17 protein-coding genes are annotated in these 18,680 nt (G+C 73.2%); 3 read left to right on the forward strand and 14 right to left on the reverse strand.

All coding sequences use genetic code 11. The features are described from left to right. The first annotated feature begins 336 nt into the window (after nt 1-336). Together ACFRU2_RS15935 and ACFRU2_RS15940 are read left to right on the forward strand one after the other, a co-directional pair. Nucleotides 337-1,770: a SulP family inorganic anion transporter gene (locus ACFRU2_RS15935; RefSeq protein ID WP_382972252.1), complete on the forward strand. Its 1,434-nt coding sequence runs from the start codon at nt 337-339 to the stop codon at nt 1,768-1,770. Between the two features lie 57 nt (nt 1,771-1,827). Then, nucleotides 1,828-3,051, forward strand: a complete 1,224-nt coding sequence (locus tag ACFRU2_RS15940) for an APC family permease (protein ID WP_382972568.1) — start codon at nt 1,828-1,830, stop codon at nt 3,049-3,051. Here ACFRU2_RS15940 and ACFRU2_RS15945 read toward each other — a convergent pair. The 14 genes from ACFRU2_RS15945 to ACFRU2_RS16010 form a co-directional block, all read right to left on the reverse strand. Beyond that, the gene (locus ACFRU2_RS15945) at nt 3,035-3,580 is read right to left on the reverse strand and encodes an SMI1/KNR4 family protein (protein WP_382972253.1); all 546 of its coding nucleotides are present in this window, start codon (nt 3,578-3,580) and stop codon (nt 3,035-3,037) included. The two genes, ACFRU2_RS15940 and ACFRU2_RS15945, sit on opposite strands and share 17 nt — an antisense overlap. An 81-nt stretch (nt 3,581-3,661) precedes the next feature. Continuing rightward, nucleotides 3,662-4,678, reverse strand: a complete 1,017-nt coding sequence (locus ACFRU2_RS15950) for a glycosyltransferase family 2 protein (RefSeq protein WP_382972255.1) — start codon at nt 4,676-4,678, stop codon at nt 3,662-3,664. A gap of 102 nt (nt 4,679-4,780) precedes the next feature. Continuing rightward, complete coding sequence (locus tag ACFRU2_RS15955; protein WP_382972257.1) at nt 4,781-5,173, reverse strand: YccF domain-containing protein; 393 nt, start codon at nt 5,171-5,173, stop codon at nt 4,781-4,783. After that, complete coding sequence (htpX, locus tag ACFRU2_RS15960) at nt 5,170-6,033, reverse strand: zinc metalloprotease HtpX (RefSeq protein WP_250740894.1); 864 nt, start codon at nt 6,031-6,033, stop codon at nt 5,170-5,172. Before htpX ends, ACFRU2_RS15955 begins: the two co-directional genes overlap by 4 nt. A gap of 274 nt (nt 6,034-6,307) precedes the next feature. Further along, complete coding sequence (locus ACFRU2_RS15965; RefSeq protein WP_382972258.1) at nt 6,308-7,903, reverse strand: NADH-quinone oxidoreductase subunit N; 1,596 nt, start codon at nt 7,901-7,903, stop codon at nt 6,308-6,310. After that, nucleotides 7,900-9,468, reverse strand: a complete 1,569-nt coding sequence (locus tag ACFRU2_RS15970) for a NuoM family protein (protein WP_382972570.1) — start codon at nt 9,466-9,468, stop codon at nt 7,900-7,902. Before ACFRU2_RS15970 ends, ACFRU2_RS15965 begins: the two co-directional genes overlap by 4 nt. A 38-nt stretch (nt 9,469-9,506) precedes the next feature. Next, nucleotides 9,507-11,558, reverse strand: a complete 2,052-nt coding sequence (locus ACFRU2_RS15975; RefSeq protein WP_382972260.1) for an NADH-quinone oxidoreductase subunit L — start codon at nt 11,556-11,558, stop codon at nt 9,507-9,509. Continuing rightward, nucleotides 11,555-11,935 (reverse strand): NADH-quinone oxidoreductase subunit NuoK, encoded by a 381-nt coding sequence (nuoK, locus tag ACFRU2_RS15980; RefSeq protein WP_382972262.1) that lies wholly within the window; start codon nt 11,933-11,935, stop codon nt 11,555-11,557. The genes ACFRU2_RS15975 and nuoK overlap by 4 nt, the downstream gene beginning before the upstream one ends. Beyond that, on the reverse strand, nt 11,935-12,546 hold the full coding sequence (locus ACFRU2_RS15985; RefSeq protein ID WP_382972263.1) for an NADH-quinone oxidoreductase subunit J: 612 nt from the start codon (nt 12,544-12,546) through the stop codon (nt 11,935-11,937). The genes nuoK and ACFRU2_RS15985 overlap by 1 nt, the downstream gene beginning before the upstream one ends. Further along, nucleotides 12,546-13,160 (reverse strand): NuoI/complex I 23 kDa subunit family protein, encoded by a 615-nt coding sequence (locus tag ACFRU2_RS15990; protein ID WP_382972265.1) that lies wholly within the window; start codon nt 13,158-13,160, stop codon nt 12,546-12,548. Before ACFRU2_RS15990 ends, ACFRU2_RS15985 begins: the two co-directional genes overlap by 1 nt. Then, nucleotides 13,161-14,129 carry an NADH-quinone oxidoreductase subunit H gene (locus tag ACFRU2_RS15995; protein WP_382972267.1) on the reverse strand — a complete coding sequence of 323 codons (969 nt, stop codon included), beginning with the start codon at nt 14,127-14,129 and terminating at the stop codon, nt 13,161-13,163. It abuts the gene before it with no gap. After that, complete coding sequence (locus ACFRU2_RS16000) at nt 14,126-15,781, reverse strand: NADH-quinone oxidoreductase subunit C (protein ID WP_382972269.1); 1,656 nt, start codon at nt 15,779-15,781, stop codon at nt 14,126-14,128. Before ACFRU2_RS16000 ends, ACFRU2_RS15995 begins: the two co-directional genes overlap by 4 nt. Then, nucleotides 15,778-16,407 (reverse strand): NADH-quinone oxidoreductase subunit B, encoded by a 630-nt coding sequence (locus tag ACFRU2_RS16005; protein WP_382972271.1) that lies wholly within the window; start codon nt 16,405-16,407, stop codon nt 15,778-15,780. Before ACFRU2_RS16005 ends, ACFRU2_RS16000 begins: the two co-directional genes overlap by 4 nt. After that, nucleotides 16,398-16,805: an NADH-quinone oxidoreductase subunit A gene (locus ACFRU2_RS16010; RefSeq protein WP_250740903.1), complete on the reverse strand. Its 408-nt coding sequence runs from the start codon at nt 16,803-16,805 to the stop codon at nt 16,398-16,400. The genes ACFRU2_RS16005 and ACFRU2_RS16010 overlap by 10 nt, the downstream gene beginning before the upstream one ends. A gap of 155 nt (nt 16,806-16,960) precedes the next feature. Between ACFRU2_RS16010 and ACFRU2_RS16015 the strand changes: the two genes are divergently transcribed. Next, on the forward strand, nt 16,961-18,154 hold the full coding sequence (locus ACFRU2_RS16015; protein ID WP_382972273.1) for a sensor histidine kinase: 1,194 nt from the start codon (nt 16,961-16,963) through the stop codon (nt 18,152-18,154). Nucleotides 18,155-18,680: the final 526 nt, after the last annotated feature.

The raw sequence follows: 18,680 nt of genomic DNA on the forward strand, positions 1-18,680 counted from the left end.
AACCCTCCACCCCCCCCCCTCCCCCCCCCCCCCCCCCCCCCCCCCCCTCTCCCCCCCCCCCCCCCCCCCCCCCCCCCCCCCCTCCTCCCCCCCCCCCCCCCCGTCCCGCGGTCGTTGCGGCGCGGGCGTGCGGCGCGGGCGGTACGGCGCGGCGCGGCGCGGCGCGGTCATCGTGCGGGGTGCCGCGGGCGGTGTCGCGGGACCGGCGCCCGGTGGGTGTGTGCCCGGCGTGAGCGGCGTACGCGCCCGTGCCGTCCTCCGTGTGCACTTGGGCGGGCGGTGATGCGCCCACCAGGGTGAGGGGTGTCCGTCAGCTCCTCGACAGGGGGTTCCCGCATGCCTGTGCCCGGGGCCGGCACGCTACGTGAAGACTTCGGGGCGTCCGTGGTGGTCGCCCTGGTCGCGCTACCGCTCTGCGTCGGAGTCGCCGTCGCCTCCGGGGTGCCGGCCGAACTCGGGATCCTCACCGGGGTGGTGGGCGGGCTGGTCACCGGATGGTTCCGGGGCAGCTCCCTCCAGGTGAGCGGCCCGGCCGCCGGGCTCACCGTGCTCGTCTACGAGGCCGTGCGGACGTACGGGCTGCCCGCGCTCGGCGTACTCGTCCTGGCCGCCGGCCTGGTGCAGCTGGGCATGGGCGTGCTGCGGCTCGGGCGGTGGTTCCGGGCGATCTCCGTGGCCGTCGTGCACGGGATGCTGGCCGGTATCGGGCTCGTGCTGATCGCCGGTCAGCTGTACGCCCTGGCCGACGTGGAGGCCCCGGCGCGGACCCTGGAGAAGCTGGCCGGGGCGCTGGAGCTCGGCGGGCGCGCCGACTGGACCGCCGTGGCACTCGGGGCCGGGACGGTCGCCGTCCTGGTGGCCTGGCGGCGGATGCCCGACCGGCTCCGGCTCGTGCCGGGAGCGCTCGTCGGGGTCGCCGCCGCGACCGCCGCGGCCGTGCTGCTGCGGCTGCCCGTGGAGCGGGTCCGGGTCACCGGCGTCCTGTCGGCCGTGACCCTGCCCGGCTGGGAGGACTTCGGCGTGCTCGCCTCCGTCGGGGCCGTCGGGACCGTGGTGGCGCTCGCCCTGATCGCCTCCGCCGAGACGCTGTTCAGTGCGGCGGCCGTGGACCGCATGCACGACGGAGACCGGACCGACTACGACCGCGAACTGGTCGCCCAGGGCGTCGGGAACACCCTCTGCGGGCTGCTCGGAGCCCTGCCGATGACCGCCGTCATCGTCCGCAGCGCCGCCAACGTCGAGGCCGGCGCCCGCACTCGGGCCTCCCGGATCCTGCACGGCGGCTGGCTGCTGCTGTTCGCCGTGGCCGTCCCCGGCCTGCTGGAGTCCGTCCCGCTCGCCGCGCTGGCCGGCGTACTGCTGCATGCCGGCTGGAAGCTGCTGCCGGTGCGGGCGGTGGCCGCCCTGTGGCGGTCGCACCGGGGCGAGGCGGTCGTCCTGGTGGCGACGGCCTCGGCGATCGTCGTCACGAACCTCTTCGAGGGGGTGCTCGCCGGGCTGGGGCTCGCCGTCGCCAAGGCGGCCTGGGAGACCTCCCACGTGCACATCGACCCGGTGTGGGAGGGCGACGAACTGTGCGTGCGGATCCTGGGGAACGCCAGCTTCCTGCGGCTGCCCAAACTGCTCGACGAGCTGGACGCGCTGCCCCGCGGCGGTGTCGTCCGCCTCGACCTGAGCGGGCTGCGCCACCTCGACCACGCCTGCCTGACCGCGCTGGACGGCTGGGAGCGCAGCCGCACGCCGGTCCCCGGCCGGGAGGGCGTCACCTAGCCCGGCTACTCTCCGCCCGTGAACGCCACGCACCCCGTGCATCCCACGCACAACGAGATGAAGCGCACCCTGGGCGTCTTCGACGCGGTCGTCGTCGGGCTCGGCGCGATGGTCGGCGCCGGGATCTTCGCCGCCCTGGCCCCGGCGGCGCGCGCGGCCGGCGGAGCGCTCCTCGCGGCGCTCGCGCTCGCGGCCCTGGTGGCGTACTGCAACGCGCACTCCTCGGCGCGGCTGGCCGCCCGCTCCCCGTCCTCGGGCGGCACCTACGTGTACGGGCGCGAACGGCTCGGGCCCTTCTGGGGATACCTGGCCGGCTGGGGCTTCGTCGTCGGCAAAACGGCCTCCTGCGCGGCGATGGCCCTCACGGTCGGGGCCTACGCGTGGCCCGGGCAGCAGCACGCGGTGGCCGTGGCGGCGGTGGTGGCCCTGACCGCCGCGAGCTACGGAGGCGTGCAGAAGTCCGCCCGGATCGCCCGGGTGATCGTGGCGGTGGTGCTGGCCGTCCTGGCCGGGGTCGTCGTGGCATGCCTGTCCTCCGGCGCGGCCGACGCCGGCCGTCTCGGCGGCTCGGACTGGGCGGCGGCCGGGCTGCTCCAGGGCGCCGGGCTGCTGTTCTTCGCCTTCGCGGGCTACGCCCGGATCACCACCCTGGGCGAGGAGGTGCGCGACCCGGAGCGCACGATCCCGCGGGCGGTGCCCCTCGCCCTGGGGATCGCCCTGCTCGTCTACGCCGCGGTCTCGGTGGCGGCGCTGTCGGTGCTCGGTGCCGACGGTCTGGGGCGGTCGGCGGCTCCGCTGGCCGACGCCGTGCGCGCGGCCGGGTGGCCCGGGCTGACTCCCGTCGTCCGGGTGGGCGCGGCCCTGGCGGCGCTGGGCTCGCTGCTGGCGCTCGTACTCGGGGTGTCGCGGACCACCCTGGCGATGGCGCGGGACGGCCATCTGCCGCGCGCGCTGGCCGCCGTACATCCCCGGCATCAGGTGCCGCACCACGCCGAGCTGGCGGTGGGCGCGGTGGTGGCGGTGCTGGCGGCCACCACCGATCTGCGGGGCGCGATCGGTTTCTCCTCCTTCGGCGTGCTCGCCTATTACGCGATCGCGAACGCTTCCGCGTGGACTCTCGATTCAGGTGTCAAGGACCGGGCCGTGGCAGCGGTGGGACTGTCCGGCTGCGTGGTGCTGGCCTGCGCGCTGCCCGCCGCGTCGACGGTCACGGGGGCCGCGGTGCTGGCACTGGGCGCGCTGGCCTACGGGGTGCGCCGACGGCTCACACCCGGGCCCTGAAGCCCACCCAGGGGGTCAGTTCCAGGTCCCACTCCTCCCCCGCGCCCGATTCCTCGCTGAACCAGGAGCTGCCGTCGAGCCAGCCGCGCAGCCAGTCGGCGAGCGTGGGCGATTCGAGGAACCAGGCGAGGTCGGGCTCACCCGAGTTCGGTTCGAACAGCAGGACTTGGGCGGTTTCCGAGCGGCAGTCCACGCAGGCGCGCAGGGCGCAGCCGAAGTCGGCTATGGGCAGCACGCCCTCGGGCCAGCGCCAGGCGGAGGCGCGCATCGCGGTGTATTCGGCGACGGCGTGCTCCAGGGGCAGCAGGCCGTGCGCGGGGCCGAAGCCGCCGTCCGCCACGCGGGTGTGGAGGGCCGCGAGGAGGGGCGGCAGGGCGAAGCCCAGGGCGGCCTCGGCCCGGTGCAGTTCCGCGGTGGGCAGGGGCGCCGGAAGGGGCGCGGCGAGGGTGCCGGTGGCCGCGTACCGCCCCTGGTGGGAGCTGCGCGCGCGGCCGGCGACTTGCTTCAGCAACTGCTCGGTGTCATCCATGCACACAGAGTGACACCCCCCACTGACAATCGCCCTGACCTGCGATTTCAGCCGCGGCGAGGGAGCGACGAGGGCGCGGCCTCAGTCCGCTTGGCGCTCCGCGTTCGGCGCCGGGGCGTGCGAGTCGTACCCGACGAAGAAGGTGGGGCGGCGCTGCACGGCCGTGTAGATGCGGCCGATGTACTCGCCGAGCAGGCCGACGCAGATCAGCTGCACGCCGCCGAGGAACAGCATCACGATGAACAGCGAGGTCCAGCCGGGGACGGTCTGGCCCTTCAGGTAGATCGCCAGGGTGGCGCCCACCATCAGCAGGCAGCCGAAGAAGCTGGCCACGCCCAGCCAGGTCGCCAGGCGCAGCGGGGCGGCGGAGAAGTTGATGACGCTGTCGACGCCGAGCCGGAGCATCTTGCTCAGCGGGTACTTGGTCTCCCCCGCCACCCGCTCCTCGCGCTGGTAGGTGACCTGGCCGCTGGGGAAGCCGAGCCACGGCACGAGCAGGCGGTACACCTGGTGCTGGTCGGGCATGGCCTTGACCGCGTCGACCGCCGCGCGGCTGAGCAGCCGGAAGTCGCCCGCCTGCGCGGGCACCTGCTTGCCGACCAGGCGGCGCACCAGCCAGTAGTAGGCGCCGGCCGTGTGCCGCTTGAAGCCGGTGTCCGTGCTCCGGTCGGCCCGGACGCCGTAGACGATGTCGAGGCCGTCCGCGCGGGCCAGGTCGAGCATCTCCGGGATCTTCTCCGGCGGGTCCTGGAGGTCCGCGTCGATGCTGGCCACGTACGCGCCCGAGGCGCTGTGCAGGCCGGCTGTGAGGGCGGCCTGGTGGCCGGAGTTCCCGCGCAGCCGCACGACCCGCAGTTCGGGCCACTTGGCCTGGAACTCGGTGAGCAGCTCCGCGGTGCGGTCCTTGCTGCCGTCGTCGACGGCGACGACCTCGTAGCGGACGGCCATGGCGTCGAGTGCCGGGCGCAGTCTGCCGACCAGGGCCGGCAGCGCGTCCTCCTCGTTGTACATCGGCACGACCACGGAGAGGGTCGTGGAGGGGTCGGAGGGCTCGGAGAACTCGGAAGGCTCGGAGGGCTCAGAGGGCTCGTTCGACATCGGTTCTTCCCTGCCCGTTGTGCGTGCCGCTCGTCCGCGTCACTCGTCCGCAACCCGGAACTTTAATACGAGTGGATGAACCGGATCCGGGCTCGGCGCGGCTCAGCGCGAGGCGAACGGAGCGTCCGTGGGGACGATCTCGCGGCCCAGCGGGAGCAGGGAGAGCGGGACCATCTTGAAGTTGGCGATGCCGAACGGGATGCCGATGATCGTGATGCACAGCGCGATGCCGGTGACGATGTGGCCGAGGGCCAGCCACCAGCCGGCCAGGACGAGCCACAGCACGTTCCCGATGCAGGACGCGGCGCCCGCGTCACGCCGCTCGACGGCCGTGTACCCGAAGGGCCACAGGGCGTACACGGCGATGCGGAACGAGGCTATGCCGAAGGGGATTCCGATGATGGTGATGCAGAGGATCACACCCGCCAGGCAGTAGCCCAGGAAGAGCCAGACTCCGCTGAGGACGAGCCAAATGACGTTCAGGATGGTCTTCACTGACTGCGGCCTGCCATCTGTTCGAGCCGGGCGATGCGCTCGGCCATCGGAGGGTGTGTGGAAAACATTTTGGACAATCCTTCGCCGGGACGGAAGGGATTGGCGATCATCATGTGGCTCGCGGTCTCCAGTCGCGGCTCGGCGGGCAGCGGAAGCTGCTTGGTGCCGGCGTCCAGCTTGCGCAGGGCGCTGGCGAGGGCGAGCGGGTCCCCGGTGAGCTGGGCCCCGGAGGCGTCCGCCTCGTACTCGCGCGAGCGGCTGATGGCGAGCTGGATCACGGAGGCCGCCAGCGGGCCCAGGATCATGATCAGCAGCATGCCGAAGAGGCCCGGTCCCTCGTCGTCGTTGGAGCGGCCGATGGGGATCAGCCAGGCGAAGTTGACCAGGAACATGATCACGGAGGCGAGGGCGCCCGCGACGGACGAGATGAGGATGTCGCGGTTGTAGACGTGGCTGAGCTCGTGGCCGATGACCCCGCGCAGCTCGCGCTCGTCGAGTATGCGCAGGATGCCCTCGGTGCAGCAGACCGCGGCGTTGCGCGGGTTGCGGCCGGTGGCGAAGGCGTTGGGGGCCTCGGTCGGGGAGATGTAGAGCCGGGGCATCGGCTGGCGCGCGGACGTGGAGAGCTCGCGCACCATGCGGTAGAGCTCGGGCGCCTCGAACTCGCTGACGGGGCGGGCCCGCATCGCGCGCAGGGCCAGCTTGTCGCTGTTCCAGTACGCGTACGCGTTGGTGCCGAGGGCCACGAGGACGGCGACGATCAGGCCGCCCCGGCCGAAGAAGCTTCCGATCAGGATGATGAGGGCCGACAGACCACCGAGGAGTACGGCGGTCTTCAGCCCGTTGTGCCGGCGGTGCACGGTGCGCCCTCCAAGTGGTGCGGCAGGGGGACCCGTCCAGGATCTGCGGATCGGAGGGCCTGCGGTCCATACGGTCCAGTGGACCCTTCCTTCCTGGTCAACGCCAGGTGAGGGCGGCAGGTTCCCCGGGCGCACCGGACCCCGCCGCCCCGGTGGACCGGGGGGCGGGGCGGTGGCAGGGCTGCGGCGGGGCTCCCGCAGGGCTGTGGCGGGGCCGCCTCGGGGCCGCCTCGGGCGCGGCGCAGGTTAGGCCGTACGGGTTACGGGCGCGGCCCTACAGCGGGAAGAGGCTCCCCGTGGCGAAGCGCAGGACGAGCTGCGGGGCACCCGAGAGGACCAGTGCGGTGGCGGCGGTGAGCACGATGGCCGCCGTGACCGGCCAAGGGGCCCTCGTACGGGGCTGCGCGCCCTCTTGTGCGCCCTCCTGCGCCGCGTCCCCCTCGGGGGTGCGGAAGAGCAGGGCGGTCCAGCGCAGGTAGTAGTACAGCGCGACGACGACGTTGACGGCCATGACCACGGCGAGCCAGCCCAGGCCCGCGTCGACCGCCGAGCGGAAGACGGTGACCTTCGCGAAGAGCCCGATGATGCCCGGCGGCAGACCGGCCAGGCAGAGCAGGAAGAAGGCCATCGCGAGGGAGGCGAGCGGGCTCTCGGCGTACAGGCCCCGGTAGTCGGCGAGCCGGTGCAGCGGCTTCGTGCGGGCCACCAGGGCGGCCACGGCGAAGGCGCCGAGGTTCACGGCGGCGTACATGAGGGCGTAGGCGACGGTGGAGCCGATCTGGTCGCGGCCGGCGTAGGCGGCGGCCGCGATCGGGACCAGCAGGTAGCCGGCCTGGCCGACGGAGGACCAGGCGAGCAGCCGTACGGCCCCGCCCGGCCGGTCGGCGGACTGGCGCAGGGCCGCCGCGTTGCCGAGGGTCATGGTGAGCGCGGCCAGGACGGCGAGGGCCGGGCCCCAGACGTCGGAGTAGGCGGGGAAGGCGATCACGGTGACGAGGATGAGGCCGGTGAAGCCGACGGCCTTGCCGATGACCGACAGGTATCCGGCCACGGGCAGCGGGGCGCCGACGTAGGTGTCCGGGACCCAGAAGTGGAAGGGGACGGCGGCCGTCTTGAAGGCGAAGCCGACCAGGGTGAGCGCGACGCCGGCCATGGCGAGGTTGTCGAGCTGTCCGGGGACGTTCCCGAGCCGGTCGGCGACCTGGGTGAGGTGCAGGGAGCCGGTGGCGGCGTAGACGAAGCTGACGCCCATCAGGGACACGGCGGTGGCGGTGACGGAGGACAGGAAGAACTTGAGGGCGGCCTCGGAGGAGAGCCGGTCGCCGCGGCGCATGCCGACGAGGGCGAAGGCGGGCAGCGAGGCGACTTCGAGGGCGACGATCAGGGTGGCGAGGTCGCGGGAGGCGGGCAGCAGGGCCGCGCCGGCGGCGGAGGAGAGCAGCAGGAACCAGTACTCGCCGGCCGGCATGCGCGCCTCACGGACGGCGGTGACCGACAGCAGCGCGGTGACCAGGGCGCCGCCCAGGACGAGGAACTGCACGACGAGCGCGAAGTGGTCGGCGGCGTAGCTGCACGCGGCCGGGTCGGCCGTACCGGGTCCGGTGAGGCAGAAGGTGCTGCGGTCGCCGGCGCGCAGCGGCAGCAGGGTGGCGGTCGCGGCGGCCAGTCCGGCCACGGAGATCCAGCCGAGCAGCGGCTTGCGGCGCTCCGGCACGAAGAGGTCGAGGACCAGTACGAGGAGGCCGACGGCGGCGGTGATGACGACCGGCGCGATGGCGAGCCAGTCGACCGACTGGACCAGGCTGTCGGCGCCCGCGCCGGTGTCGGCTGCGGCGATGGCGGTGCTGGTGAGGGGCTGAAGGACCGTCATGAGTTCCCTCCCGCGAGGAGCTTCTGGACGGCCGGGTCGGTGAGGCCGAGGAGGACCGCGGGCCACAGGCCGGCGAGGAGGGTAAGGGCGACGAGCGGGCTCCAGGCGGCGTACTCGTAGCGCTGGATGTCCGCGAGGACCACCGGGGCGGCGGCACCTTCGCGCGCGGCCTTCGGGTCGCCCATGCACACCCGCCGTACGACGATCAGAAGATAGGCGGCGGTGAGCAGGGTGCCGAACGCGCCGACGGCCATGTACGTGAGGAACGCCGGCCTCGACAGGCCCTCGGCGGGGTCGAACGCGCCGAAGAGGGCCAGCATCTCGCCCCAGAAGCCGGCCAGGCCGGGGAGGCCGAGCGAGGCGATGGCGGCGAAGGCGAGGAGGGCTCCGAAGCGGGGGGCGCGGCCGTAGAGGGCCGCTCCGGTGGCTCCGGCGAGGGTGTCGAGATCGGCCGTGTTGTAACGGTCTTTGAGCGCGCCGACAAGAAAGAAGAGAAGGCCGGTGATCAGACCGTGCGCGACGTTGGCGAACAGCGCGCCGTTCACGCCGGTGGGGGTCATGGACGCGATGCCGAGGAGGACGAAGCCCATGTGGCCGACGGAGGAGTACGCGATGAGGCGCTTGAGGTCGCCCTTGTTGCCCTTGCGGGCGAGGGCGAGACAGGCCAGGGATCCGTAGACGATGCCGACCGCGGCGAAGGCGCCCAGGTACGGGGCGAAGGTGGCCATGCCGTCGGGGGTGGCGGGCAGCAGGATCCGGACGAACCCGTAGGTGCCCATCTTCAGCAGGACGCCCGCGAGGAGGACGGAGCCGACGGTGGGGGCGGCCGTGTGGGCGTCCGGCAGCCAGCTGTGCAGCGGCCACATCGGGGTCTTCACGGCGAGGCCGATCCCGATGGCGAGAACGGCCAGGACCTGGGTGGTGTGGGACAGTTCGCGGCCGTTGTCGGAGGCCAGTGCCACCATGTCGAAGGTGCCGCTGTTCAGCCCGATCAGCAGCAGGCCGAGCAGCATCACCACGGAGCCGAGGAGGGTGTAGAGGATGAACTTCCAAGCGGCTGCCTGCCGCTGAGCACCGCCCCAGCGGGCGATGAGGAAGTACATCGGGATGAGGACCATCTCGAAGGCGAGGAAGAACAGCAGCAGGTCGAGGACGGCGAAGGTGGCGAGGGTGCCGGACTCCAGGACCAGGAGCAGGGCGACGAAGGCCTTCGCGGAGGGGCCCGCGGGGAGCTTGAAGTAGCTGTAGAGCGCGCAGAGGAAGAACAGCAGCGCGGTCATCAGGAGGAGGGGGAGCGAGATGCCGTCGATGCCGAGGTGGATCCGGACGTTCAGGGCCTGGATCCAGCTGATGTCCGTCGTCGCCTGGAAGCGGGACGGAGCGTCGTGGTCGAAGCCCACGGCGAGGACGATCGCCGCGGCCAGGATGGCACCGGTCACGGTCACGCCGTGGCGCAGTACGGCCTGTTCGGGGCTCTTGCCCTTCAGTCCGGGCGGGGCCGGCAGGAGGGCGGCGACGGCGCCGACGAGCGGGCCGGCCACGACGAACGCCAGAAGGAACTGCATCACGGACGGGCTGATATCAATCACGGCTGACTCACGGCTCACGATCCGGCGTTGACGTTGGCGAGGACGGCGGTGGCGATCGCCAGGACCACGGCGCCGGCGAGCAGGGCGCTCAGGTAGCTCTGCACGTTGCCGGTCTGGGCGCGGCGCACGAGGGTGCCGAGCAGCCGGGGGCCGAGGCCCGCGCCACGGACGTACGTGTCCACGACCTCGCGGTCGAGGAAGCGCACGAGGGCTGCGGCGGCTCGGACGGGGCGGACGAACAGGCGGTCGTAGACGGCGTCGAGGTGGAAGCCGACGGCGGCGTGCCGGTGCAGCGGGCCGAGGAGCGCGCGGCCGGGGTCGGCGGCGGGGGCCGTGGAAACGACCGGGTGGTCGTGGGTGACCTCGGCGACTTCGGGGCTCTCGGCGGCGGACTCGGCGGCGACGACGGACGCGGGCACTGCGCCGGTGGCGGGCGCACCCGCGGTGGCGGGGCCCGCTCCGGCCGGGGCTGCCGGGGCTGCCGCGGTCAGGGCGGCCTGGGCCTGGGCGCGCTGCCACAGGGCGTAGGTGAGCACCGCACCGACGGCGGCGGCGCCCGTGCCGAGGACCGAGGTCGTCAGCGACGGGGTGAGCTCGCGGCCGTCGAAGAAGTCGGAGAGGGGGCCGGCCAGCAGGCCGAAGCCCACGGACGGGACGGCCAGCAGCCACAGCACGCCGGTCATGGCGACGGGCTCCTTGCCGTGGTCGGGGGCGGCTGCGCCCCGGCCGCGGAAGGCCATCAGCCACAGCCGGGTGGCGTAGGCGGCGGTGAGCAGGGCGGTCAGCACGCCGGCGACGAGGACCACCCAGCCGGCCGCGCTCGGGGCGAGCTCCGAGTGGCCGCCGGCGGTGTGCTCGGCGGCGACGAGGACGGCTTCCTTGGAGAAGAAGCCGGCGAAGGGCGGGAAGGCGGCGAGCGCGAGCAGCGCGATCGTCATCGTCCAGAAGGCGTCGGGGATGCGCTTGGCCAGGCCGTCCATGCGGGACATGGCGGCGAGGGAGTTCGTCCCCGCGGCGTGGATGATCACGCCGGCGCCGAGGAACAGGAGCGCCTTGAAGGCGCCGTGGGACAGGAGGTGGAAGACGGCGGCCGCGCGGTCGCCGACGGCCAGGGCCCCGGTCATGTAGCCGAGCTGGCCGATCGTGGAGTAGGCGAGCACCCGCTTGATGTCGTCCTGGGCCAGGGCGGCGAGGGCGGAGCCGACCATCGTGACGGCCGCCATGACGGCCAGGACCACCAGTGCGGCCCGGGATGCCGCGAAGACGGGGAGGAGGCGGGCGACGAAGTAGACGCCGGCGGCGACCATCGTCGCCGCGTGGATCAGTGCGGAGACCGGGGTGGGGCCCGCCATGGCGTCCGGAAGCCAGGTGTGCAGCGGGAACTGCGCGGACTTGCCCGCGACTCCGGCCAGCAGGAGGAGCGCGATGAGGGTCGGGTGATCGAGCCCGCCCGCGGCGACCGTGCCCAGGATCTTGGTGATCCGGAAGGACCCGGCGTCCGTGGCGAGCGCGAACAGACCGATGAGGAAGGGGACGTCGCCGAGCTTGGTGACGAGGAAGGCCTTCAGGGAGGCGGAGCGGGCCGCCTCGGTCTCCCAGTAGTGGCCGACCAGGAAGTACGAGCAGATGCCCATGATCTCCCAGCCGACCAGCAGCACCATCAGGTCGCCTGAGTAGACGACGAGCAGCATGGCGGAGGTGAACAGTGAGACCAGAGCCGCGTAGGACGGGTAGCGCGGGTCCTCGCGCAGGTACGCCGTCGAGTAGATCTGCACGCAGGTCGCGACGAGGCCGACGAGCACGGCCACCATGACGGCGAAGCCGTCCAGGTGGAGCGAGAGCTCGATGGGCACCGAGCCGGTCGGGGTCAGCTCGGTCGCCGTGTCGATCGCCTTGCCGCCGCCCTGGCGGAAGGCGACCAGGACCGCGAGGACGGCGGCAGCCAGCGTCGGCAGGACGGCGAGCGGCTTGACGAAGCCGGGGGCGGTGCGGCCGAGGAGCAGTCCCGCCAGTGCGCCCAGGAAGGGCAGGAGGGGGACCAGTACGGCGAGGGTCGGGGTGCTCACGCGGCGGCTCCGGTCGCAGGGTTCGCGGTGTCCGGGTTCATGCCGGTCGGGTTCGGGCCGTCCGGCTCGTGGCCCTCGGCGGTGTCGCGCAGTCGGTCCACGTCCGCGGTGCCCCGGTTCCGGTAGACCATCAGCACGATCGCGAGGCCGATGCCGATCTCGGCGGCGGCGATGGCGATGGTGAAGAGGGTGAGGGCCTGGCCGGCGTGCAGGCTGTCGCGCAGCCAGACGTCGAAGGCCACCAGGTTGAGGTTGACGGCGTTGAGCATCAGCTCGACGGACATCAGGACCAGGATGGCGTTGCGGCGGGCGAGCACTCCGTACAGGCCCGTGCAGAAGAGGAGGGCCGCCAGCACGGCGGGGTAGGCGAGGTGCATCAGCGCTGCCCGCCCTTCGGGTCGGTGGCGGGCGCGTCCTTGCGGGACAGCACGATGGCGCCGATCAGGGCCGCGAGGAGGAGGACGGAGAGCGCCTCGAACGGCAGCACCCAGTGCCGGAAGAGGATCTCTCCCGAGACCTTGGTGGAGCCCTGGGCGGGGCCGTCCAGGTCGATCCAGGTGGTGCGGAAGGCGTCGACGACCACCCAGACGAGCGCGGCGGCCGCGACGAGGGCGACGCCGAGCGCGACCGGGCGGTTGCCCGAGTCGGCGTCCGGCGAGCGGCCGATGGGGGCCTTGGTGAGCATCAGACCGAAGAGGAGGAGGACGACCACGGAACCGAGGTAGATCAGCACCTGGACCCAGGCGATGAACTCCGCGGTGAGGAGGAGGTACTCGACCGCGATGCCGCCCAGTGCGACGACCAGCCACAGGGCGGCGTGCACGAGCTGCTTGGTGGTGACCGTGACGGCGGCCGCGCCGAGGGTGGCGAGGCCGACGAGGACGAAGGCGATCTCGACGCCGGTCGGAGAGAGGAAGCCGTTGCCTTGGGCGGCGCCGGCCTGCGCTGCGGTGGCCTGTGCGGCGGCCGCGAGGTGGGCGGTGAGCATCAGACGGCGCCTCCCGCCGGGTTCGGGGGGTTGCCGGGCTGCACCGGGTAGCCGGGCTGCGCGGGCGCGGCCGGGGACTGCTCGGCGGCGGCTGCTGTTTCCGCCTTCTCGACGGCCTTGCGGGCGGCCGCGATCTCCTTGGGCTCCTCGGCGGCCGGGTCCAGGGCGGGCGGGGCCGGGACGGTCCACATCCACTCGCGCAGCTTGTCGCGCTCGTGGGTGAGCTCGTGGATGTCGGTCTCGGCGTACTCGAACTCCGGCGACCAGAACAGCGCGTCGAAGGGGCACACCTCGATGCAGATGCCGCAGTACATGCAGAGGGAGAAGTCGATGGCGAAGCGGTCGAGGACGTTGCGGCTGCGCTCACGGCCACCGGGGGCGGCGGCCGGCACCGTCTCCTTGTGGGAGTCGATGTAGATGCACCAGTCGGGGCACTCGCGCGCGCACAGCATGCAGACCGTGCAGTTCTCCTCGAACAGGCCGATGACCCCGCGCGAGCGCGGCGGGAGTTCGGGCTGCACCTCGGGGTACTGGGCGGTGTGCGAGCGCTTCGTCATCGTGCGCAGCGTGACGGCCAGGCCCTTGGCGAGGCCGGAGCCGGGGATGGGAGGCATTTACTGGATCGCCACCTTCACGATGCCGGTGAGCGCGATCTGGGCGAGCGCGAGGGGGATGAGTACGGTCCAGGCGAGCTTCTGCAGTTGGTCCTCGCGCAGCCGGGGGTAGCTCACGCGGAGCCAGATCACCACGAAGGAGAGCGCGGCGATCTTGAGCAGGGTCCAGGCCCAGGCGAAGTCGTCGCCGCCGAAGGGGCCGTGCCAGCCGCCCAGGAAGAGGACGGTGGTCAGGGCGCACAGGACGACGATGCCGGCGTACTCGGCGAGCAGGAACAGTGCGAAGCGCAGGCCGGTGTACTCGGTGTACGCGCCGAAGATGATCTCGGAGTCGGCGACGGGCATGTCGAAGGGGGGCCGCTGGAGTTCGGCGAGGCCGGCGGTGAAGAAGACGAGCCCGCCGACGATCTGCCAGGGCAGCCACCACCACTCGAAGGCGCCGACGATGCCGGGGAGCGAGACGGTTCCGGCGGCCATGGCGACCGAGGCCGCCGCGAGCAGCATGGGGAGCTCGTAGGCGAGCAGCTGGGCGGCGGTGCGGAGGCCTCCGAGGAGGGAGAACTTGTTCGCGGAGGCCCAGCCGGCCATGAGCGAGCCGAGCACGCCCACGCCCATGACGGCGAGCGCGAAGAAGAGCCCCGCGTCGATGACCTGGCCGACGGCGCCCTCGCCGGGGCCGATCGGGATGGCGAGGAGGACCAGGAGGTACGGGAGGAGCGCGACGGCGGGGGCGAGCTGGAAGACACGGCGGTCGGCGTTGGCCGGGACGATGTCTTCCTTCTGCGCGAACTTGACTCCGTCGGCGACGAGCTGGGCCCAGCCGTGGAAGCCGCCGGCGTACATGGGGCCGAGGCGGCCCTGCATGTGGGCCATCACCTTGTGCTCGGTCTGCCCGACGACGAGCGGGAGCACGAGGAAGACGGCGAAGACGACGATCAGCCGCAGGGCGACGTCGAGGACGTCGTTCACGCGGCGCCTCCGGTGGGGTCGTTGGGGGTGGGGTCCGTCTCGGAGGGGTCCGGCTTGGGGGCGGACTCGGACTCGGATTCCGGCTCGGATCCGGCGGAGCCCGCGGGGGCGGCCGGGGCCGCCTGGTCCTCGGGGGTGGCCGGGGCCTCCGGAGCGGTCTGGCCTGCCGGCTCGGCCGGAGCCGCCGGAGTGGCCCGGTCGGCCGGGGCCTCCGGAGTGGCCGGGGCGGCCGGGGCGGCCGGAGCGGTCGGGGTTGTCTGGTCGGCCGGAGCCTCGGGGGCGGCCGGGGCCGCCTGGTCCTCGGGGGTGGCCGGAGTGGCCGGGGCCGCCGGAGCGGTCTGGCCTGCCTGGTCCGCCGGGGCCGCCGGAGTGGTCGGGGTTGCCCGGTCGGCCGGAGCCGCCAGGGGTTCCGGGGTGGCCGGGGCCGCTGGAGCGGTCTGGCCTGCCTGGTACGCCGGGGCCGCCGGAGTGGCCGGGGTTGCCCGGTCGGCCGGAGCCGCCAGGGGTTCCGGGGTGGCCGGGGCCGCCGGAGCGGTCTGGCCTGCCTGGTCCGCCGGGGCCGCCGGAGTGGTCGGGGTTGCCCGGTCGGCCGGGGTCGCCGGGGGCTCCGGGGTGTCGAAGGCCGGCTTCGGGTTGTGCCAGGGGGCGTCCGTGCTGCCGCGTACCGGGCGCTGGGGTTCCGCCTCGGGCGTGGCTTCGGCCTCGGCCGGGGTGGCCGGGGGCTGCGCCTGGCTCGCCGAGCCGTCCGCTACCGAGCGGGAGCGGCGTACCGGGCGGGCCGGGGCAGCCGAGGACGAGGTCGGGGTCGCCTCGGGTGACGGCGCCTCGGCCTCGGCCGGGGTGGCTGCCGCCGGGGTGGCCGCGGGCTCCGCCTGGCTTGCCGAGCCGTCCGCTACCGAGCGGGTACGGCGTACCGGGCGGGCCGGGGTTTCGTCGGGCGAGGTCGGCGGGGTGCCTTCGCGGGGGGTGCGGGCGGGGCGGTCGCCGGCGACGCGCGGGGTGCGGGCCGGGCGGTCGCCGGGGGCGCCCGCCGCCGCGCGGGGGGTGCGGGCGGGGCGGGTGGGGGCCGGCGGAAGCTGGCCCTTCATCGGGCCCCAGTCGTTGGGGTCCGGTACGCCCGGCGGGAGCATCTGGCGGCGCTTCGGGGCGTCGGGGTCGTGTGCCTCGCCCGGCTCCTTCGCGCCCGGCCATGCCTTGGCGACCCGCGCCGCGAGGACGAAGTCCTTGCGCAGCGGGTGGCCCTCGAAGTTCTCGGGGAGGAGGAGGGGAACCAGGTTCGGGTGGTCCGTGAAGGCGACCCCGAACATCTCCCAGGTCTCGCGCTCGTGCCATTCCGCACCGGCGTAGATCGAGACCGCCGAGGGCAGGGAGGGCGCCGAGTGGGGAACGGTGGTGCGCAGCAGGAGGCGGCGTACGCGGTGGTTCTCCAGGGAGACGACGTGCGCGCAGATGCGGAAGCCCGTGCCCGGCTCGTCCACCGCGCTCAGCCAGTCGAAGTAGGTGCAGCCCAGCTTGTCGCGGGCGATCTCCAGCGCGGGGATCCAGCTCGCGGTGGGGACGTCGACCGTGAGGACGGAGTAGGAGAGGGAGCCGACCGCTTCGGCGCCGAAGATCGTTCCCGCCGCATCGGGGAGGGAGTCGTAGAGGTTCACGCGTCCGTCCCGGGAGCGGGAGTGGGGGCGGGAGTGGAGGGAGGGGTGATCAGGCCGCTCGTCAGCTGCGCCGGGGACGGCGTGGTCGTGTAGCGCTCCGCCAGCGATTCTCGAGCGATCTTCTCCTGGAGCTTGAGGATGCCCTGGAGGAGGGCCTCGGGGCGGGGCGGGCAGCCGGGGACGTAGACGTCGACCGGGATGATCTGGTCGACGCCCTTGGTCACCGAGTACGAGTCCCAGTACGGGCCGCCGCAGTTGGAGCAGGCGCCGAAGGAGATGACGTACTTGGGCTCGGGCATCTGCTCGTACAGCCGCTTGACGGCCGGGGCCATCTTGTCCGTCACCGTGCCGGAGACGATCATCAGGTCCGCCTGGCGGGGGCCGGGCGCGAAGGGGATGACGCCGAGCCGGATGAAGTCATGGCGGGCCATCGAGGCCGCGATGAACTCGATCGCGCAGCAGGCGAGGCCGAAGTTGAAGACCCACAGGCTGTAGCGGCGGCCCCAGTTGAGGACCACCTTCATGGGCTCGGGCGCGAGGCGGGACAGGACGCCCAGCCGCTTCGGCTCCGGGAGCAGCTGCGGCTCCGACTCCGTGGCCGGGGTACCGGCCGGGGTCACAGCCATTCGAGGACGCCCTTCTTGTACGCATAGAGCAGGCCGACGGCCAGGAAGCCGAGGAAGATGAACATCTCCACCAGCGTCGTGGCGCCGTAACCGGCGGCGGCGAACACCGTCGCCCACGGGAAGAGGAAGATCGAGTCGACGGCGAAGATGACGTAGAGGAAGGCGTAGACGTAGTAGCGGACCTGGGTGTGTGCCCAGCCCTCGCCCACCGGGTCCACGCCGCACTCGTAGGTCAGCAGTTTCTCGCGGGTCGGGACGGACGGGCTCAGCAGGCGGTTGGCGCCGAACGCCACCGCCACGAAGAGCACACCGAGCGCGGCCAGGAGACCGACGACCGAATACGTTCGGAAGTAGTCCGCTGCGAGCACGGATACGGTCGATACCGTTGGTTCGGGCACGTCCGTTCCTCGTTCCTCGGCCACTGTCGACGATCAGGTTGATCTGGTACGGACGGGAGTCTAGGGCCTGGGCTCCGCGGGGTGGGGTTATCCCCCGTTTACCTCGGCCCGGCTACCCCATGGCATCGGGCCCGCGGGCTTGGCAGGGTGGGCGCATGACCGCGAGCAAGCACACCCCCGACGACGGCGCTCCTCCTCCCGTACGCGCACCTTTCGATGCCGTGACGTGGAAGGAAATCGCTTACCTGCTGAGCAATTTGCCCGCCGCCCTCATCGGGTTCGTCTACACGGTGGTGATGGTGGCGACCGCGGGCGGCCTGTCCGTGACCGCGATCGGTCTGCCGCTGTTCGCATGTGGTCTGTTCGTGTCTCGCCAATTGGGACGGCTGGAACGGGCGCGGGCGCGCGACCTCTTGGGCGTACGGGTCGACGAGCCGACGCCGATGCCCGGGCCGGGCCGCTCCGGGGGGTTCTTCCCCTGGCTGTGGGCGAGCCTCAAGGACCCGGTGGCGTGGCGGACCGTGCTGTTCGAGCTGATCCGGCTGCCGTGGGCGATCCTCACCTTCACCGTGGCGCTGACCGGGCTGTTCGTGCTGTGGCCGGTGCTGCCGTGGGTGGTCCGCGGGCTCGCGAACGTGGACCGGGCGATGGTACGGGGCCTGCTGTCGCCCTCCGACGAGCTGGAGCGGCGCATCGCCGAACTGGAGTCCGACCGGGGTGTCGTGGTCGACACGGCGGCGGCGGACCTGCGGCGCATCGAGCGGGACCTGCACGACGGGGCGCAGGCGAGGTTGGTGGCGCTGGCGATGGGGCTCGGGCTGGCGAAGGAGAAGCTGCTGGAGGACCCCGAGGGGGCGGCGGCGATGGTCGACGAGGCGCACGGGGAAGTGAAGATCGCTCTGCAGGAGCTGCGGGACCTGGCCCGCGGGATCCACCCGGCGGTGCTGACCGACCGGGGGCTGGACGCGGCGCTGTCCTCGGTGGCCTCCCGGTGCCTGGTTCCCGTGAAGGTGGCGGTGGACCTGCCGGCGCGGCCGGCGGAGGCGATCGAGGGGATCGCGTACTTCGTGGTCTCGGAACTGCTGCAGAACGTGAGCAAGCACGCGGGGCCGGGGGCGCGGTGCGCGGAGGTCGAGGTGTGGCGCACGGGTGGCTCCGCCGACGGGCGGCTGCTGATCCGGGTGTCGGACGACGGGCGGGGCGGCGCGGATGCGGCTGCCGGGTCCGGGCTGGCGGGGCTGGGTGAGCGGCTCGACGCGGTCGATGGCGTGCTGGTGGTGGAGTCCCCCGTCGGGGAGGGCACCGTCGTCACGGCGGAGCTGCCGTGGCGGGAGCGGGCCTTGCGATAACGCTCCGCGCAGCGGGGCCGAGTCCCGGCCGGCCGGTAGCCCGCCCGCCTTGGCCCGCCGGGGCTGGATGTGGCCGCGCGCCGTGGGTGGGTGCGGCGCCGTACCCGGGGGCCAGCCCCGGACCCCCGCTCCTCAAACGCCGGAGGGGCTGGATTTTGGCTGCGGCAGCCCCCATCTGCGAGCCGTTGGGGCTGGGATTTGGGCTGCTGCAGTCGGCGTCTGCAAACCGTTGGGGCTGGATCACCTTGCAGGGTGATCCAGCCCCGTCTGCGTTTGAGGAGCGGGTCCGGGCAGAGCCCGGGGAACGGGCGAAGGGCGGGGAGGGGACTCGGCGTCCGTCCGGGGGCGCCGGTGCCCGGGCCGTGGCCGGGCTCCGTGTGTCCCGCCCCCGGGAGGCCCTCGGCCCCCGAGTCCGAGGCTCGCGGCGCGAGTCCGCGCCCTGGGGTGGGGTTAACCCCCCGGGGGAGAGACCGACCTGCCGGATGTTTCGTGAAGGGGCTGCGCGGGAGGGTGGGGGGACACAGTG

The organism is Streptomyces sp. NPDC056883 (assembly GCF_042788835.1).
Lineage (GTDB): Bacteria > Actinomycetota > Actinomycetes > Streptomycetales > Streptomycetaceae > Streptomyces > Streptomyces stoeckheimensis.

Coding starts and splice junctions, on each gene's coding strand:
- ACFRU2_RS15935 (WP_382972252.1), top strand. CDS start 337: ATGCCTGTGCCCGGGGCCGGCACGCTACGTGAAGACTTCGGGGCGTCC.
- ACFRU2_RS15940 (WP_382972568.1), top strand. CDS start 1,828: ATGAAGCGCACCCTGGGCGTCTTCGACGCGGTCGTCGTCGGGCTCGGC.
- ACFRU2_RS15945 (WP_382972253.1), bottom strand. CDS start 3,580: ATGGATGACACCGAGCAGTTGCTGAAGCAAGTCGCCGGCCGCGCGCGC.
- ACFRU2_RS15950 (WP_382972255.1), bottom strand. CDS start 4,678: ATGTCGAACGAGCCCTCTGAGCCCTCCGAGCCTTCCGAGTTCTCCGAG.
- ACFRU2_RS15965 (WP_382972258.1), bottom strand. CDS start 7,903: ATGACGGTCCTTCAGCCCCTCACCAGCACCGCCATCGCCGCAGCCGAC.
- ACFRU2_RS15970 (WP_382972570.1), bottom strand. CDS start 9,468: ATGCAGTTCCTTCTGGCGTTCGTCGTGGCCGGCCCGCTCGTCGGCGCC.
- nuoK (WP_382972262.1), bottom strand. CDS start 11,935: ATGCACCTCGCCTACCCCGCCGTGCTGGCGGCCCTCCTCTTCTGCACG.
- ACFRU2_RS15985 (WP_382972263.1), bottom strand. CDS start 12,546: ATGCTCACCGCCCACCTCGCGGCCGCCGCACAGGCCACCGCAGCGCAG.
- ACFRU2_RS15990 (WP_382972265.1), bottom strand. CDS start 13,160: ATGCCTCCCATCCCCGGCTCCGGCCTCGCCAAGGGCCTGGCCGTCACG.
- ACFRU2_RS16005 (WP_382972271.1), bottom strand. CDS start 16,407: ATGGCTGTGACCCCGGCCGGTACCCCGGCCACGGAGTCGGAGCCGCAG.
- ACFRU2_RS16015 (WP_382972273.1), top strand. CDS start 16,961: ATGACCGCGAGCAAGCACACCCCCGACGACGGCGCTCCTCCTCCCGTA.